General features: G+C 54.8%; 14 protein-coding genes and 1 pseudogene. 13 read left to right on the forward strand and 2 right to left on the reverse strand.

Annotation, left to right across the window (positions count from 1 at the left end):
* Positions 1–83 precede the first annotated feature (83 nt).
* Positions 84–896, reverse strand: a complete 813-nt coding sequence (locus tag HMPREF9334_RS01060; protein WP_006691658.1) for an MBL fold metallo-hydrolase — start codon at positions 894–896, stop codon at positions 84–86.
* A gap of 120 nt (positions 897–1,016) precedes the next feature.
* Between HMPREF9334_RS01060 and HMPREF9334_RS01065 the strand changes: the two genes are divergently transcribed.
* Positions 1,017–1,955 carry a LysR family transcriptional regulator gene (locus tag HMPREF9334_RS01065; protein WP_039957080.1) on the forward strand — a complete coding sequence of 313 codons (939 nt, stop codon included), beginning with the start codon at positions 1,017–1,019 and terminating at the stop codon, positions 1,953–1,955.
* On the opposite strand, the gene HMPREF9334_RS12770 is transcribed toward HMPREF9334_RS01065, so the two are convergent.
* The gene (locus HMPREF9334_RS12770; RefSeq protein ID WP_281042381.1) at positions 1,942–2,067 is read right to left on the reverse strand and encodes a hypothetical protein; all 126 of its coding nucleotides are present in this window, start codon (positions 2,065–2,067) and stop codon (positions 1,942–1,944) included. The two genes, HMPREF9334_RS01065 and HMPREF9334_RS12770, sit on opposite strands and share 14 nt — an antisense overlap.
* An 88-nt stretch (positions 2,068–2,155) precedes the next feature.
* Here HMPREF9334_RS12770 and HMPREF9334_RS01070 point away from each other — a divergent pair, with 88 nt between their 5' ends.
* The 12 genes and pseudogenes from HMPREF9334_RS01070 to rlmH all read left to right on the forward strand — a co-directional run bounded on the left by HMPREF9334_RS01070 (position 2,156) and on the right by rlmH (position 16,091).
* Positions 2,156–3,097 carry a hypothetical protein gene (locus HMPREF9334_RS01070; RefSeq protein WP_006691660.1) on the forward strand — a complete coding sequence of 314 codons (942 nt, stop codon included), beginning with the start codon at positions 2,156–2,158 and terminating at the stop codon, positions 3,095–3,097.
* A 7-nt stretch (positions 3,098–3,104) separates the two neighbouring features.
* Positions 3,105–3,791, forward strand: coding sequence for a glycosyltransferase family protein (locus HMPREF9334_RS01075; protein ID WP_006691661.1), 687 nt, complete (start codon positions 3,105–3,107; stop codon positions 3,789–3,791).
* A 32-nt stretch (positions 3,792–3,823) separates the two neighbouring features.
* A complete protein-coding gene (locus HMPREF9334_RS01080) occupies positions 3,824–5,587 on the forward strand; it encodes an O-linked N-acetylglucosamine transferase, SPINDLY family protein (RefSeq protein ID WP_039957084.1) in 1,764 nt (587 codons plus the stop codon).
* 22 nt (positions 5,588–5,609) lie between these two features.
* Entirely contained in the window at positions 5,610–9,002 is a 3,393-nt protein-coding gene (locus HMPREF9334_RS01085) for a DNA polymerase III subunit alpha (protein WP_006691663.1), read from the forward strand.
* A gap of 8 nt (positions 9,003–9,010) precedes the next feature.
* A pseudogene (locus HMPREF9334_RS01090) lies at positions 9,011–9,679 on the forward strand (pseudouridine synthase); the annotation flags it as partial.
* Positions 9,680–9,737: 58 nt separating this feature from the next.
* Positions 9,738–10,991, forward strand: coding sequence for a BaiN/RdsA family NAD(P)/FAD-dependent oxidoreductase (locus tag HMPREF9334_RS01095; protein ID WP_006691664.1), 1,254 nt, complete (start codon positions 9,738–9,740; stop codon positions 10,989–10,991).
* Between the two features lie 4 nt (positions 10,992–10,995).
* A complete protein-coding gene (aroA, locus tag HMPREF9334_RS01100) occupies positions 10,996–12,300 on the forward strand; it encodes a 3-phosphoshikimate 1-carboxyvinyltransferase (protein WP_006691665.1) in 1,305 nt (434 codons plus the stop codon).
* Between the two features lie 17 nt (positions 12,301–12,317).
* On the forward strand, positions 12,318–12,971 hold the full coding sequence (gene cmk / locus HMPREF9334_RS01105; RefSeq protein WP_006691666.1) for a (d)CMP kinase: 654 nt from the start codon (positions 12,318–12,320) through the stop codon (positions 12,969–12,971).
* Between the two features lie 9 nt (positions 12,972–12,980).
* Positions 12,981–13,583, forward strand: coding sequence for a lysophospholipid acyltransferase family protein (locus HMPREF9334_RS01110; RefSeq protein ID WP_006691667.1), 603 nt, complete (start codon positions 12,981–12,983; stop codon positions 13,581–13,583).
* 159 nt (positions 13,584–13,742) lie between these two features.
* Entirely contained in the window at positions 13,743–14,498 is a 756-nt protein-coding gene (locus HMPREF9334_RS01115) for an MBL fold metallo-hydrolase (protein ID WP_006691668.1), read from the forward strand.
* Between the two features lie 13 nt (positions 14,499–14,511).
* Positions 14,512–15,615: a S1C family serine protease gene (locus HMPREF9334_RS01120; protein ID WP_006691669.1), complete on the forward strand. Its 1,104-nt coding sequence runs from the start codon at positions 14,512–14,514 to the stop codon at positions 15,613–15,615.
* Complete coding sequence (gene rlmH, locus HMPREF9334_RS01125) at positions 15,612–16,091, forward strand: 23S rRNA (pseudouridine(1915)-N(3))-methyltransferase RlmH (RefSeq protein WP_006691670.1); 480 nt, start codon at positions 15,612–15,614, stop codon at positions 16,089–16,091. The genes HMPREF9334_RS01120 and rlmH overlap by 4 nt, the downstream gene beginning before the upstream one ends.
* Positions 16,092–16,107: the final 16 nt, after the last annotated feature.

Raw genomic sequence — 16,107 nt, forward strand, 5'->3', positions numbered from 1 at the left:
CTTTGCAAAAGAAAAGAGATTCCAAACGCTGGGTAGGGCGAATGGAATCTCTTTTGTGTGCGGAATGTACCGTATGACAGGAATTAAGCTCCGACTGTTGCGGCTTTATATTCAACCGACGCACCATCGGACGGCATATCATAATTCACCACGCCGCGACGTGCCAAACATCCTCGCAGTGTATGCCTCGTAAGCGCAGCATGTGCGACATTGTCCAAGTGCGTCAGATAAAGACGGGCGTTAGGCGCAGTCATTGCAACGCAGTGAACATCCTCATCATTCATGATGAGGCGTCCGTTTTCCACGGTCTCTGCGGCACAACAGTTCAGGGCAATCACCTCAGGCTGATAGTTCCGCAGTGTCTCAGCTACGCCAGAATACCAGACCGTATCCCCTGTCAAATAGAAGGTGTTCTCCTCCGGTGCCTCAAACACAATCCCCATCGCGTCACCACACGGAACAACGGTGCCGTGCAGGGCAGGGACGCGGGTCAGTCTCGCCGCACCGAACTCCATACCGCTTGTCGGCAGGACGAGTACCTCTGAAAACCCGGAACTCCGCAGAACAGAGGCATCCTCCTCCGACTGACAGATGACTGGCACCGCCTTATCAAGCGGCGCACCGACCGTCCCGTCCGGTGCCATATCAATATGATCGGGATGCAGATGCGTAACGATGTAGTAGTCGACACCGCTCAAAATCTGCCCCATATCCATCGGCAAATCATAGAACGGCATCGGGAGATGCTCCTTCATCGGATCGGGGACATGGAACGGCATGTCTGGAATATCGACAAATGACAGCTGATGTTTCGGCGCAAGCCACGGGTCAATCAGAAATACCTTCCCCGCATAATCCAAACGGTTCGTTGCATTGCGAATCTGTGTGAGTTTCATAAGTGTTTCTCCTGTTCATTATTTGGTTGATCTGTTCATAGTATAGTGTACTTCACAAATGACGGCAAGAAAAACAATGGGACTTGCCGCAACAATATTGTTGCGGTAGAATAGATACCGATGAAAGAGACGGGAGGTATGAAGATGAATCGAAAGCAGATGGAGTATTTTATTGAGGTCTATCGCTGCGGCAATATCCAGACGGCGGCGGATCATCTTTATGTTGCAAGGCAGGGTCTCAGCAGAGCGATGCGGTCACTCGAGGAGGAGCTTGGACAGCCGCTTTTCATCCGTACCCCGCGCGGAATCATTCCGACCGATTATGCAGCAGCGCTACTGCCCCACGTTCAACGTATGCTGGATGAATATCAATCCATCGAAAGCATGAAATCCCTCGCCACCCATTCAAAAAGTGTCGTTACCATTTTTGCACTGGATCACGTCTTTTCTTATCTCGGAGCGCAATTTCTACAGGATTTTCATACTACTCATCAGAGCATTATTTTGAGCATTGTCGATACAACGGACGACGATGCAATGGAGGGACTTCTGACAAAGCGATGTCATTTTGCCATCGTCACCGCCCCTTTTGATCAGACCCGCTTTCAAGGGGACGCACTCTTTTTCTCGCGCTACTGTGCACGTCTCTCTGCGCATCATCCCTTGGCAGAAAAAAGCCGTATCACCTACACAGATCTCGACGGGCAAATGATCATCAGTAAAGGACGCGCCTATCACTGTTTCCGTCACAATATCGACAAACACATCCTCCTGCCCGGTCTCAAAATCGAGATTCTAGCCGAAACCGCCGATGAATCTCTCATTGTTGATCTGCTGCGTCATAATCCTGCGATCAATCTTGGTTATGACTATGCAGCCGTCATGAACAGACAGCCGGACATTGTCATGCGGGAACTCGGTGACGGAAAAGATACGGGACAGGTGGTCTGCCTCATACAGGACAAGACCGTCATCCTCACCGAAGCGGCGCGTACATTCCGTCAATTCCTCTTGGATTGGCTGAAAAAAACGAGAAAGGATCGTATCATATCTCCTTGACGATCTCACTCTCGGCATGGATGATGCGGAACGTCAGTTCCTTTTCCTTCATCCCGGACTCCAATGCCCCGAATGCCCTCAGCGCACCGACCCATGGATGAAAAAGAGGCATAGGGACTGCAAGCTCTTTACAGATTGTGATATAATAGGAAAGTCTATGTTTCCAGAGTCACGATTATTGTGAAATGGAGGAGCACCGCTTGGCTGAGAAAATTCGACCGGAACTGCTCTCTTTTCTGCAGCCAAATGCTGCTTTGCTGCGTGTACTGGTCGTAGAGAGTCTGAGCTATCTGCCGGAGCTGCGCAGAATGTTTCCGCGGGCGGAGCTCTATGCTGTTACAGCTGATATGGATGCGATGGAGATGGATGTTCCTGCGGGCGTTCATTGGCAGATTCTCGATTATCTGAGTGTTCCGCTTCCATATACACGCGGATATTTTGACTATATCATATCTGACCTTACGCTGGAGAAGGCGGACAACCCGCAGGATATTGCTGCGGGATTTTCGATGTTTCTCAAGGAGACAGGGGCATTTTTGACGAGCTTTCGCAACATACGCCACTGGTCTGTACTGAAAAATTTAATGGAGGGACATTATTATAATATTGTGTCCCGTCTCTATACGAGAGCCGAATTTGAGAATCTTCTTTACGCGTCCTTTTACAAAAGCATCCGTGTGCAGCAACAGAAACGGGAGGCTCCGACGGGGCTGATTGAGCGCCTCGTCACTGCCGGTTTTGAGAATGAGCTTGATGATCTCGAGACAGAGTTTTATTTTGTGCGTGCGGATCGCTCCATGCCGGAGTTGTCGCTCCTCAAATCGATGTATACGAAGGCTGCGCGTGAGCAGATGGTGCGATTGATTCACCGAATTGAGTACGACGTAGAGCGAGAGTCTTCGGTGCAGTCCTTGTGGGCGTTGCTGGATCGTTTTTCTGTGTTTCCTGCCTATGCAGCTTCTTTGGTTCGTGAGACTGTTGTCCATACAGAAGCGTTCTATCGTCGTTTGTCAATGAACTATGATGGGCGAGATGCATTTATTTATGAGATGTTGGGTGTAAGTGCGATGGAGTGTGTTGATCCTGTGGATCGGGAGTTGTATTACAGCTTGCAGAGAGAATTTGCACATGGGAAAAAATAGAGAAATTATGGATATGGATCAGAATAAAGTAGCATTTATTTCTTGCGTCAACGATGAAGATATGTACAGTGAGTGCCTTTTGTACTTGAAATCACTGTATATCCCAGGTGGCATGTCGATCGAATACATTCCTGTACGCAATGCTGCTTCCATGTGTGCGGGTTACAACGAAGGGGCGCGTGCCTCCGACGCAAAATACAAAATCTATCTGCATCAGGATGTGCTTGTCGTCAATAAGGATATTATTGTCGATCTGCTTTCGATCTTTGAAGATCCGACGATCGGTCTTGTCGGCATGATTGGCTGCCGCAGTCTCCCACGTTCCGGTGTCTGGTGGGATGGCCTGCGTACTTACGGGCGCGTCCTGCATCACTGCGAGCCGGAGAGCGTGGTAGACTCGCACTGCATGGAGCCGGAGGGCAACTATATCGATGTCGAGGCCGTAGATGGGCTCTTCCTCGCGACACAGTATGGTATCCGTTGGCGTGAGGATCTGTTTACGGGGTGGCATCTCTATGACACGTCGATGTGTATGGAGATGAAGCGGCATGAGTTTCGCGTGGTTGTTCCGAATCAGGAAGAGGATTTTTGGTGCATTCACTGCCCGCGTGAGAAGCCGCTTGCGCCGGAATATAAACGGTATCAGAAGATCTTTCTGCATGAGTATGGTGCAGAGCTGCATCCCGAGGTCTAAGCAAAATATGCGTGGAAAGGAGGTTTTTATCTATGCAGGAGCAGCCGCCAAAGGCAGAGCACACGGCGGAGGAAAAGATCAACTGGCTGAGACTCGCGACAAAATTTTCTGCGGATGGTGATCTAAAGGGGATGCGTGCCTGTGCCAAAGAGGTGGATCGCCTTGTGGCGGGGGATGTCGACGCAATGGCGGTCAATGCCGAGGTCGCGCTTTACAGTGGACGCATTGATGAGGCAGAGGAGCTTGCCCGCAAGGTGCTGCGTGTTCAGCCGCGGCATCCGCGTGCGCGCATGGTGCAGGCAGGACTTGCCGCGTTGGAGTTCCGTCTGGACGATGAGATCCCCCTGCTTGCCGACCTGATTGAGGAGCTGGCGCATAAGGCAAAGGTGCTGGGGGAGGAGGATCTCTCCTACACCATCTATCATCAGATGCTGAAACGCGCACGCGGGTGGCTTGCCGATGCACTCTATCTCGCGGGGGAGGCAAAGGGGGCGGCGCATGAGCTCCTCATGTCCAGCCGTCTTACCGATGAAGCAGATGAGGCAGCGGAGCTCTACAGTAAATATCTCTTCATGCGAAACTACCGCCATCTCGGTGCAAAGGATGGCCGTCTCAAGGCGGAACATTATGATCGGCTGCTGGATGTGAGCCCTTATGTGCATGGAAATGTTTCCAGATCGGCTCAGAAAAAACTGCGCGTCGGCTACATATCGCCTGACTTTCGTGAGCATTCGGTCTCGTACTTTTTGACACCTTTGCTGCGTCATTTTGACGGCGAACAGTTTATGGTGTTCTGCTACGCTACGGGGCGCAGTGATGCCGTGACGGAGCGGCTTCGCACGCGACGCGTGACATGGCGTGATCTGCGCGGTCGCCCGCCACGCACGGCGGCGCGTCTGATTGCAGAGGACAAAATCGATATACTGGTCGATCTTTCCGGTCATTCACAGGACAATGCACTGCCAATAATGGCATATCGTCCTGCTCCTGTTCAGATCTCTGGTATCGGGTATACGAATACAACGGGGCTTCATGCCATCGACTATTTTCTTTCGGACGAAATCTGTATTCCGAAGGGGGATATTCAGGCGGAGGCTGGGTTTACGGAGCGCATTCTGAGATTGCCCCATTCACATCTTTGTTATGCCCCCGAGGCAATCCGTGCGATGCCGGAGGCAGGCTATGAGCCGCCCCTTCGTAAAAACGGATATGTGACGTTTGGCTCATTCAACAATTTCGCGAAGGTTACGGATGAGATCCTGCTCCTATGGCGCGGTATCCTTGAATCTGTGCGCGGCTCGAGACTTGTTATCAAGGGGAAGATATGCAGTATTGACTCCGGGATCAATTTTGTAAAAAAACGTCTCTCCATGCTGAATTATGACTTGACGCGTGTAGAGTTCCGTCCGTATAGTCCGGACTATCTGGAGCAGTATCGGAACATTGACATTGCGCTCGACACTGCGCCATACAACGGCGGACTCACAACGTGCGAGGCACTCTACATGGGGGTTCCCGTTATTTCGCTGCGTGGGCGCACGCACGGTTCTCGTTTTGGTGCGTCCATTCTGACGAATGCAGGTGTGCGTGAACTCGTTGCCGAAAATGACATCAACTATGTGCGGCGTGCCGTCCAGCTTGCCGAGTCTCCGAAGCTGTTGGAGGCGTATCATATGGGACTGCGTGCAAATATGAAGCGATCCCCGCTCATGAATGTCGAGAACTATATGGAAGAACTTGAGACGGCATATCAGGAGATTTGGGAAGACTTTTGCAAAAACACTACACGCGCGTAATGCATAAGAAAGGAGGAACAGAATGTCCTTTGCCCATCTGCATGTGCATACGGAATACAGTCTGCTTGACGGCGCGAGCCGTGTCAAGGAGCTGATCCGACGCACAAAGGAACTCGGAATGGATTCGGTTGCCATTACTGACCATGGTGTCATGTACGGTGCTGTCCGGTTCTATAAGGAGGCAAAGGCGCAGGGGATTCACCCTGTCATCGGCTGTGAGGTCTATCTGGCACCGGGCATGCGACAGGAACGTGCGGAGGTAGACGGAACTCGATACTATCATCTGATTCTTCTTGCTGAAAACGAAACAGGCTATCGCAATCTGGTTGAACTAATATCCCTCGCAAATATCGAGGGATATTATTATAAGCCGCGTATTGACAAAGAACTTCTTCGTCAATACCATGAGGGCGTTATCGCACTCTCTGCATGTGTGGCAGGGGAGATTCCACAGGCAATCCTGCGCGGGAACAATGAGCGGGCAGAGGCTCTGGTCGCAGAGTATGTGGAGATCTTTGGGCAGGATAATTTTTTCTTGGAGATTCAGGATCACGGTCTGCCCGAGGAAAAGACAGTCAACCGTGCTCTGCGTGAGCTTGCAAAAAAATACGATATCGGACTTGTTGCTACAAATGATGTGCACTATGTCCATGCGGATGACAGCGAATTTCATGACATTCTTCTCTGTGTGCAGACGGGGCGGACGATCAATGATCCCGATCGTATGCGCTTTTCCGGTCCCGACTACTATCTGAAATCAGAGGAGGAGATGGCAGCTCTCTTTGCGGACTACCCCGAGGCACTTGAGAATACGGCGAAGATTGCCGCACGCTGTCAAGTGGACTTCACCTTTGGGGAGCTGCAGCTGCCGTTTTATCCATTGCCTGAGCACTTTGAGAGCGACGATGCCTATCTGCGTGCACTCTGCGAGGAGCGTCTTTCCTCACGCTATGCGGATGTTACGGACGAGATTCGCACGCGTCTGGACTATGAGCTGGACGTAATTCACGGCATGGGATATGCCAGCTATTTTTTAATTGTCTGGGACTTTATTGTCTATGCGCGTGGACACGGTGTAGAAGTCGGCCCCGGGCGCGGTTCTGCGGCGGGCAGTATTGTCGCCTATCTGTTGGGGATCACGAATATTGACCCGCTGCGCTATGCGCTCCTCTTTGAGCGATTCCTCAATCCCGAACGCGTATCCATGCCGGATATTGATATCGATTTTGATGATATCAATCGCGGTCGGGTTATTTCGTATGTCAAGGAGCGTTACGGCGAGGATCATGTCGCGCAGATCGCCACGTTCGGAACGATGGGGGCAAAGGGCGCAATTCGCGATGTCGGGCGCGTGCTTGAAATGTCGTTCAGCGAAGTATCTGCCATTACCAAGCTTGTTCCTGCGGAACTAAACATCACGTTGGAGCGCGCCCTCAAAGAGTCGTCGGACTTCCGTCGTCTCTATGACGAGGACGAGAGTGTTCGTAGGGTGATCGACCTTGCGCGAAGGATCGAGGGGCTGCCGCGCAATATCTCCATTCATGCGGCAGGTGTTGTGATTGCGAAGGAGCCGCTTGCGAGCCAGGTGCCCGTCTGGGTCTCGGAGGGGACGCTCGTTACGGAGTTCGACAAGGACGATGTGGAGGCACTCGGTCTGCTCAAGATGGACTTTCTGGGGCTGCGTACCCTCACCATTATTGCAGATACAGTGCGTCATGTACGTGCATCGCATGGGATTGAACTGGATGTTGATGCGATACCGCTTGTCGATGAGAAAACATCACAAATGCTGTGTGATGGAGATACAGGAGCAGTCTTTCAGATGGAGTCGGCGGGCATGACGAATCTTGTCAAGGATCTGCAGCCGAAGGGCTTTGTCGATCTTATTCCGACGGTGGCACTCTACCGACCGGGACCACTCGGCAGCGGCATGGTGACGGACTTCATCGACGGTCTGCATGGAAAAAAAGAGGTTGTCTATATGCATCCTCTCCTTGAGTCGATCCTAAAGGAGACGTTCGGCGTTGTGCTCTATCAGGAGCAGGTCATGCAGATTGTGCAGGTACTTGCGGGGTTCAGTCTCGGACAGGCGGATCTGCTGCGCCGTGCGATGGGGAAGAAGAAACATGAGCTCCTGATGGCACAGAAGGAAATCTTTTTACAGGGCTGTGCGAAGAACGGGCTTGAGACATCGCTGGCGAATCATATCTTTGATCTCTTGACGCACTTTGCGGACTATGGGTTCAACAAGTCCCACAGTGCCGCCTACGGTCTGCTTGCATGGCAGACGGCATATCTCAAGGCACATTATCCCGTGGAGTTTATGGCGGGTGTACTGACGAGCATTATGGACAAGACGGACAAGATCCCCGTCTACATTCAGCTCTGCCGCCAGATGGGGATCAAGATCCTGCCGCCCGATATCAACTCAAGTGCGGCGACGTTCGGCATCGAGGATGGCGCTATTCGCTTCGGGCTTGCTGCTGTCCGCAACGTCGGCGAGAATGCGATTGTAAGCATGGAGCGTGTACGAGCAGAGGGCGGGAAGTTTCGCTCGCTTGTCGATTTCTGTGCGCGTGTTGATATGCGTGCGGTCAATAAACGTGCGCTTGAAAGCCTCATCAAATGCGGCGCGTTTGACAGCATCGGTACGGAGCGCAACCAACTCCTTGCATCCCTCGATGCTGCGATGCAGGACGCAGCTCGTCGTCAGCGCGATGTGCTGAGTGGGCAGGGTGGTCTCTTTGGCGAGGAAACGATGGAGGAGGTTCAGCAGATTGCCGTCTCCGCAGATGTTCCGCCGAGTACGGCACGCGAGCGTTTGACCTGGGAAAAGGAAGCGACGGGCTTTTACATCACGGGGCATCCGCTGGACGATTACAGTGATACGCTCTCCGCCCTGCTCTCCATCGGTGAGATCCCGAATACCGTGCGCAAGGATCGCCAGCTTGTACGCATCGGCGGCATACTGACGAGTACGAAACGCTTTACAACGAAGAAGGGCGACACGATGCTCTTTGCGGAGTTGGAGGATTTCAGCGGCAAGATTGAGGTGACGGTGTTTCCGCGTGTGTTCTATGCACATGTCTCCGCTCTGGAGCTGGATGCGATCATCGTTGTGGAGGGGCGCGTCGATACAACGGGCGAGGAGCCAAAGCTGCTTGCCGAGGAGATCTGGGGGATGAATGAGTATCGCTCTTCTTTCTACCTGATTCCGCAGACAAATGTTGATCGCCGTACGCTATGGACGGCGATGCAGGAGATTTTCGCTGCGCATCCGGGAGATCATCCCGTCTATGTGCAAAGTGAGGGACGATGGCGCAGGCTGGGAGAGACGTATTGGATTGACGGCTCGAAAGAAGCGCAGAGCGCACTCACTCGTCTGATGGGCGAAAGTGCTGTCAAAATGCGATAGGAAGCGAAATGGAAGAACGATTGCAGAAAATCCTCAGCAATGCGGGTGTGGCGTCACGCCGTGCGGCAGAGGAGATGATTCGTGCGGGGCAGGTCAGTGTGGATGGTGCTGTCGTGACGGAGCTCGGCTCGAAATATGACGCGGCACATCACGTGATTGCCGTCGATGGCAACCGTATTCAGCCAGAGGAAAAGCGATTTTATATTCTCCTCAACAAGCCGCGCGGATATCTCTCGACGGTGCGGGACGATCGGGGGCGCAAAACGGTGCTCGATCTCCTGCCCGATCTCCCTGCGCGGCTCTATCCCGTGGGGCGGCTCGATGCCGATACGGAGGGGCTGCTCCTCATCACGAACGATGGAGCACTGACGCAGGGGCTGCTCCATCCACGCTATGAGATCAACAAGGTCTACCATGCAGAGGTAGTGGGAGAGGTCACGGCAGAGGGGCTGGAACAGCTGCGCCGTGGAATCCTGCTCGAAGACGGCAGAACTGCTCCCGCACGTCTGCGCGTATTGCGCGTGGAGGATGGGCATACCGTGGTCGAAACGATCATCCATGAGGGGCGCAACCGACAGGTGCGCCGTATGTTTGCCGCGATTGGCTGCCGTGTCGCGGCACTTAGGCGCGTGCGATTTGCACGACTGACACTGCGCGGACTTGCCTGCGGTGCATACAGGCATCTGACGGCAGAGGAGATTCGGGAGCTTCGTGAAATTGCGGGGGTGACAGAGCGTGAAAAGAATCATTGTGGTGGGGGCGGGACCTGCGGGCATGATGGCGGCGGCGGCAGCGGCAGAGTGCGGCGGGAGCGTTCTGCTGCTCGAGAAGATGCCGCGTGTCGGCCGCAAAATGATGATTACGGGAAAAGGACGCTGCAACGTCACAAGCGCCGATGATGTTCCCGATATCATCAAAAATATTGTCGGGAACGGCAGATTCCTCAACAGCAGTATACGTGCCTTTGACAATGCGGATGTGATGGCATTCTTTGAGGGACTCGGCGTTCCACTCAAGACCGAGCGCGGCAACCGTGTCTTTCCGACGAGTGATCGTGCCGCCGATGTCGTGGATGCCATGCTGAAATACCTGCGTGATCAAAAGGTCGAGATTCAGACGAATGCGGCAGTCAGTGCGCTCATCATCGAGCATGGAGAATTATGCGGTGTGCGTCTCGCGGATGGTGAGAGGGTCGAAGCAGATGCTGTGATTCTCGCGACGGGTGGCGCATCCTATCCTGCGACGGGTTCGACGGGGGACGGCTACGCTCTCGCAGACGCGGCAGGACATACGATTGTGCCGATTTTTCCCGCACTTGTCCCTCTTGTGACGCAGGAAATGTGGGTGAAGGACGTTCAGGGGCTGTCCCTACGGAACGTGCGAGCGACCTTGTATCATGCGGGGAAGAAAGAGCAGGACTTCTTCGGAGAGATGCTCTTTACGCATTTTGGCGTAACGGGACCGATCATCCTTCAACTGAGCCGTCGCGCTTCCGAGCTGCTCATGTCAGGGGCAAAGGAGCTTTCGCTTCGCCTGAATTTGAAGCCTGCGCTGACGCATGAGAAATTGCGGGAGCGTGTGGATCGGGACTTTACGGCGTACGAACAGAAGCAGCTTCACAACGGCATGATCGACCTTCTGCCCAAGCGGCTGATTGCCCCCGTTCTTCGTGCAGCAGAGCTTTCACCCGAGCGCGTCGTCGGACAGATTTCGTCAAAGGAGCGGGAACGACTCGTGCGTACATTACAGGCACTCCCACTCACGATCATAGGGACACGTCCCATTGCCGAAGCGATTGTGACGGCGGGCGGTGTCACGACGCCTGAGATCGACCCGCGCACGATGGAATCCAAACTTGTGAAGCATCTCTATTTCGTCGGTGAACTGGTCGATGTGGATGCCTATACGGGCGGCTACAATTTGCAGGCAGCGTTTTCGATGGGACATGCCGCCGGCTGCCACAGTGTATGGGATTTGGAAGGGGCATAAGTGAATGGCTGAGATGAAAATGATTGAAGCCGCGCAGCATGGATGGCGGGGCGCGGTTGATATCCCTGGGGACAAGTCCATCTCGCACCGCAGCGTCATGTTTGCGGGGCTCGGGGATACGCCTGTGCATATCCGCAACTTCCTCCATGCGGCGGATTGTCTCTCGACGGTTCATGTGATGCGTGCGCTCGGCAGCACGGTCGAATTTCTGAACGAAAACGAACTGATTGTTACGGGAAAAGGACTGCATGGACTGACAGAACCGATGACCGTACTGGATGCAGGAAACTCGGGGACGACGCTGCGCCTCATGATGGGGCTGCTCGCGCCGCAGCCGTTCCTCTCGGTGTTCTGCGGTGACGCATCGCTGACGCGCCGCCCAATGGGGCGCGTGCTCCTGCCGCTCTCTGCGATGGGCGCACGAATCTACGGGCGAAATACAAACAACAACCTCCCGCTTACGATTGTACCGACGGGAGAGAAGCTGCGCGGCATCCACTATGAGAGCCCCGTTGCGAGCGCACAGGTCAAGTCTGCGATCCTGCTTGCAGGGCTCTATGCGGATGCATCGACCACCGTGACAGAGCCATATGTATCGCGTGACCATACGGAGCAGATGCTCGCGGGCTTTGGCGTGCGTTTGGAGCGCACGGGGACGAGTGTCACCGTTTTCCCAGTGGAGGATGGGGCTTATCGTGCACCGGAGGAAATCACCGTGCCCGGGGATATCAGCTCGGCAGCATACTTCCTCGTCGCGGGCAGTATCATTGAGGACAGCAGTCTTTTGCTGCGGAATGTGGGCATCAATCCGACGCGCACGGGCATTCTGGATGTGCTTACAGAGATGGGAGCGTATATCACGCTCCAAAATGAGCGCACGAGCGGCGGCGAGCGCGTGGCGGATCTCACAGTCGAGACAGCCCCCCTGCGCGGTGTGTCTTTTGGTGCGGAGATCATGCCGCGCCTCATCGACGAGATTCCGATTATCGCCGTCGCAGCACTCTTTGCCGAGGGCGATACCGTCATTACAGGTGCTGGTGAGCTGCGTGTGAAGGAGACGGATCGTCTTCATGCGATTGCGACGGAGTTCCAAAAGCTTGCTCCCGGCAGCATCGAGGAGCGCGAGGATGGGCTTATCATTCATGGAAAAACAGAGATCCAAAGGGCGCAGGCGAGCAGTTACGGCGATCATCGCATGGCAATGTCGCTTGCTGTTCTCGGTGCGGCGGCGAAGGGCGTCATCATCGAGGAGCCGGATAGCGTGAATATTTCCTATCCGACGTTTTTTTCCGAAATCGAGCGGCTGTGAATGAGGAGGATTTTGATATGAAACGTGTGATAGCGATTGATGGACCTGCCGGTGCGGGCAAGAGCACCGTTGCAAAGATTGTGGCGGAAAAACTCGGTTATACCTACATCGACACGGGGGCAATGTACCGCGGTGTCGCGTGGAAGACGCTGCAGCAGTCACAGGAGGCGCGTGATGAGGATATTCTGCGTGCTGTCCAGGACATCGACGTGCGTCTTGCCTGTACGGAGAGCGGCACACGCGTCACGGTTGACGGCACGGATGTGACGCGTGAGATCCGCACGCCCGAGGTCACGCATATCGTGTCGCGTGTCGCAGCACTTGGTTCTGTGCGTGAGAAGATGGTGGAACTGCAGCGTGCGATGGCGGCGGACGGCGCAGTCGTCATGGACGGGCGTGACATCGGGACGAATGTGCTTCCGAATGCCGACGTAAAGATATTTCTGACGGCATCCGTCGAAGAGCGTGCACGTCGTCGGTATGACGAGATGAAGGAAAAGGGCTATGCGGTCGATTTCGACGAACTGAAACACGAGATTGCCTCACGCGACAAGCAGGACAGCGAGCGTGCGATCTCCCCACTGCGTCAGGCGGAGGATGCCGTTCTACTCGATTCGACCTCGCTCACGATTGATGAGGTTGTCGCTCGTATCTTGAAGCTCTCGGAATAGGCGGTCACTATGCTGTACGGATTTTTACAGATTGTATTTCGGCTTTTTTTTTACATCGTCTTCCGCACGCGTGTCTACGGACGTGAGAACATTCCTGCAGAGGGCGCGGTGATTCTCGCCGCGAACCATGCGAGCAACATTGATCCGCCGCTTATGGCGAGCCTCATCGACCGCCCCGTCAGCTATATGGCGAAGATCGAACTGTTCGAGAACCCGATCTTTGGTGCGGCGATCCGCCGTTGTCATGCGTTTCCCGTGAAGCGCGGCGAATCCGACCGCGGTGCGATCAAGGCGGCGGTTACCGTGCTCAAGGAGGGGCGTGTGCTCGGACTTTTCCCGGAGGGGACGCGCAGCAAGACGGGGGAACTGCAAAAGGCGGAGGCAGGCGTCGCCCTGATTGCAGCCATGACAGGTGCCCCGATTGTGCCTGTCGCCATCCTCAACACACACCGCATCTTCTCCAATGGCGGATTTATCCCGCAGCTGCGCATCATGTACGGAGAGCCGATCACGTTCGACGGCGACCGCAAGAGCAAGGAGACGCTGGATGCGTTCTCTGCTGATATCATGGCACACATTGCACGAATGAAGGATGAGCTGAGCAAAAAATAGGTCAGAGCCGTTGATCGCGTTCTTTTGGACAATGTCATTTCCCGAAAGAATGCGATCAGCGGCCTATTTATATGGATGCCTTAAGGTTCTCCATAGAATCCATGCAGAAAATTTACAGAAAAAAGGGATAATATGTGGAGCAGAGAGGAGGACTGTTCGTTGCAGGTATCCATACTTGCGAGTGGAAGTAAGGGAAACTCGGTCTATGTTGAGCTGGACGGTGTGCGGATCTTAGTGGATGCGGGCATCAGTGCGGCACGGATCACGAAAGGCTTGCGTGCACGCGGCGTAGAGCCGCAGAGTCTCGATGCCGTACTCGTCACGCATGAGCACATCGACCATGTGCGCGGGCTGAAGGCGCTGGCAAAGCAATATCATCTGCCGATCTTGGCGACGCGCGGGACGCTTGCGGGCATTGACGGTGGCGCGACGTTCGAGGACGATATGCGGGGGATTACGGGAGATTTCAAGATTGGCGAGGTTGCGGTGCACCCCTTTGCCATCTCCCATGACGCAGCAGAGCCCTGCGGATTCCGCATCGAAGGCTCGCACTGCTGCACGATTGCGACCGACCTCGGCGTTGTCACCGATACGGTGCAGGAGGCGATGGAGGGGGCGGATGTCCTCGTACTTGAGGCAAACCACGATGCCGATCTCCTGCGTCGGGGCAGCTATCCGTGGCCGCTGAAACGGCGCATTCTCTCGAATCGCGGGCATCTCGCAAACGGAGAGGCGGCATGGGCACTCACGCGCATGAAGAAACACCCGCGTAAGGTCTACCTCGCGCACCTCTCGGAGGAGAACAACCGCCCCGCTCTTGCGTGCGATACCGTGCAGGATATCCTTTCCTCACGCGGCATGACGCTCGACGTGGAGAGTTGTCTGCCGGAGGGCGGGGCAGAGATCATTCTATAAAGGAGATGTCATAATGAACATCCGATTTCACAAGAAAAAGGGGGCTGCACTCGCTGCGGCGGCAGTTTTTGCATCCTTTGTCATATTCGGCGGCTGCTCGATGGGGACAGCTGCCGACAACTCTGTCGGCGGTCTGAAGCCCGCACAGGCAGTCGATGTATCAGGCCTATCGGAGGCGCGCAATACCCCCGTCGTCCGCGCGGCAAAGGCGGTCGGCCCTGCTGTCGTCGGCATCACGAACAAGGCGGTCGCCCGTGACTGGTTCAACAACCCTGTCGAGACGGAGGGCGTCGGCTCCGGCGTGATCTTCCGCAGTGACGGCTACATCGTGACCAACAATCATGTGATTGACGGAGCGAAGGAGATCATTGTCTCGCTCTCCGATGGACGCAGTCTCAAGGGGAAACTCATCGGAAAGGATGAGTTCACCGACCTCGCCGTTGTGAAGGTGGATGAAAGCAATCTGCCGACAGCGACCTTCGGCAATTCGGATACGGTCGTGGTCGGTGAGCCTGCGATTGCGATCGGCAACCCGCTCGGGCTTGAGTTTCAGGGCAGTGTTACCGTTGGGGTCATCAGCGCACTGAACCGCACGCTCGATGTCAGCGACAAGCGTGTAAAGCTGCTGCAGACCGATGCGGCAATCAGCCCCGGTAACTCGGGCGGTGCGCTTGTAAATGCGGATGGTGAAGTCATCGGCATCAACAGTGCAAAGGTGGCTGCTGCTGCCGTCGAGGGGATGGGCTTCTCCATCCCGATCAACACGGTGCAGACCATCGTGAACGAACTGATCGAAAAGGGCTATGTGGCTCGTCCGTACCTCGGTGTATCCGTCTTTGATCCGGCGACGGCGGCACGCTACGGCTATCAGCTGAATATCGACAAGGGCGTCTACATTTTCCGTCTGACCCTCGATGGGCCGTGCGGCAAGGCGGGTTTCCAACGTGGTGACATTATCCTTGAAATCAACGGCGAGGAGGTCAACAGCGTTGCGGAACTTCGGAATAAGATTGCCTCGTACAAGGTCGGCGATAAGGTAACGGTGACGTATGACCGTAATGACACGAAGCGCAAGGCAGAGGTCACTCTCGAAGAGATGCCACAGGAGGATCGTTGAAGATCACGATTGTCTGCGCGGGCAAGATCAAGGAAAAGTACCTGCGCGACGGGATCGCCGAGTATGAGAAGCGCCTGCGTCCCTATGCGGATGTACGTACGCACGAAATCGCAGAAGAGCGTATGAAGGAGAAGCCCTCTGCGGCGGAAAAGGCGGAGACTATTCGTCGTGAGGGGGAACGGCTTTTGGCGCAGGTGCCGCAGGGGGCACATCTCATTGTGCTCGATGTGGGCGGCGCAGAACTGTCCTCGGAGGAACTTGCGGCAAAGATTGACCACCTTGTAGTCACAGGCGAGAGCCATATTGCTTTTCTCATCGGAGGACCCTTTGGCCTTGCGGATGAATTGCGCCGCCGTGCCGATCTGCGGCTTTCCTTCTCGCGTTTCACATTCCCACATCAGCTTATTCGCCTCTTTCTGGTAGAGCAGATTTACCGTACATTTAAGATCAGCAGAGGAGAGCCCTACCATCTGTAAATTTTGGAGAAGTGCC

This window comes from Centipeda infelix ATCC 43532 (assembly GCF_000234095.1).
Lineage (GTDB): Bacteria > Bacillota > Negativicutes > Selenomonadales > Selenomonadaceae > Centipeda > Centipeda infelix.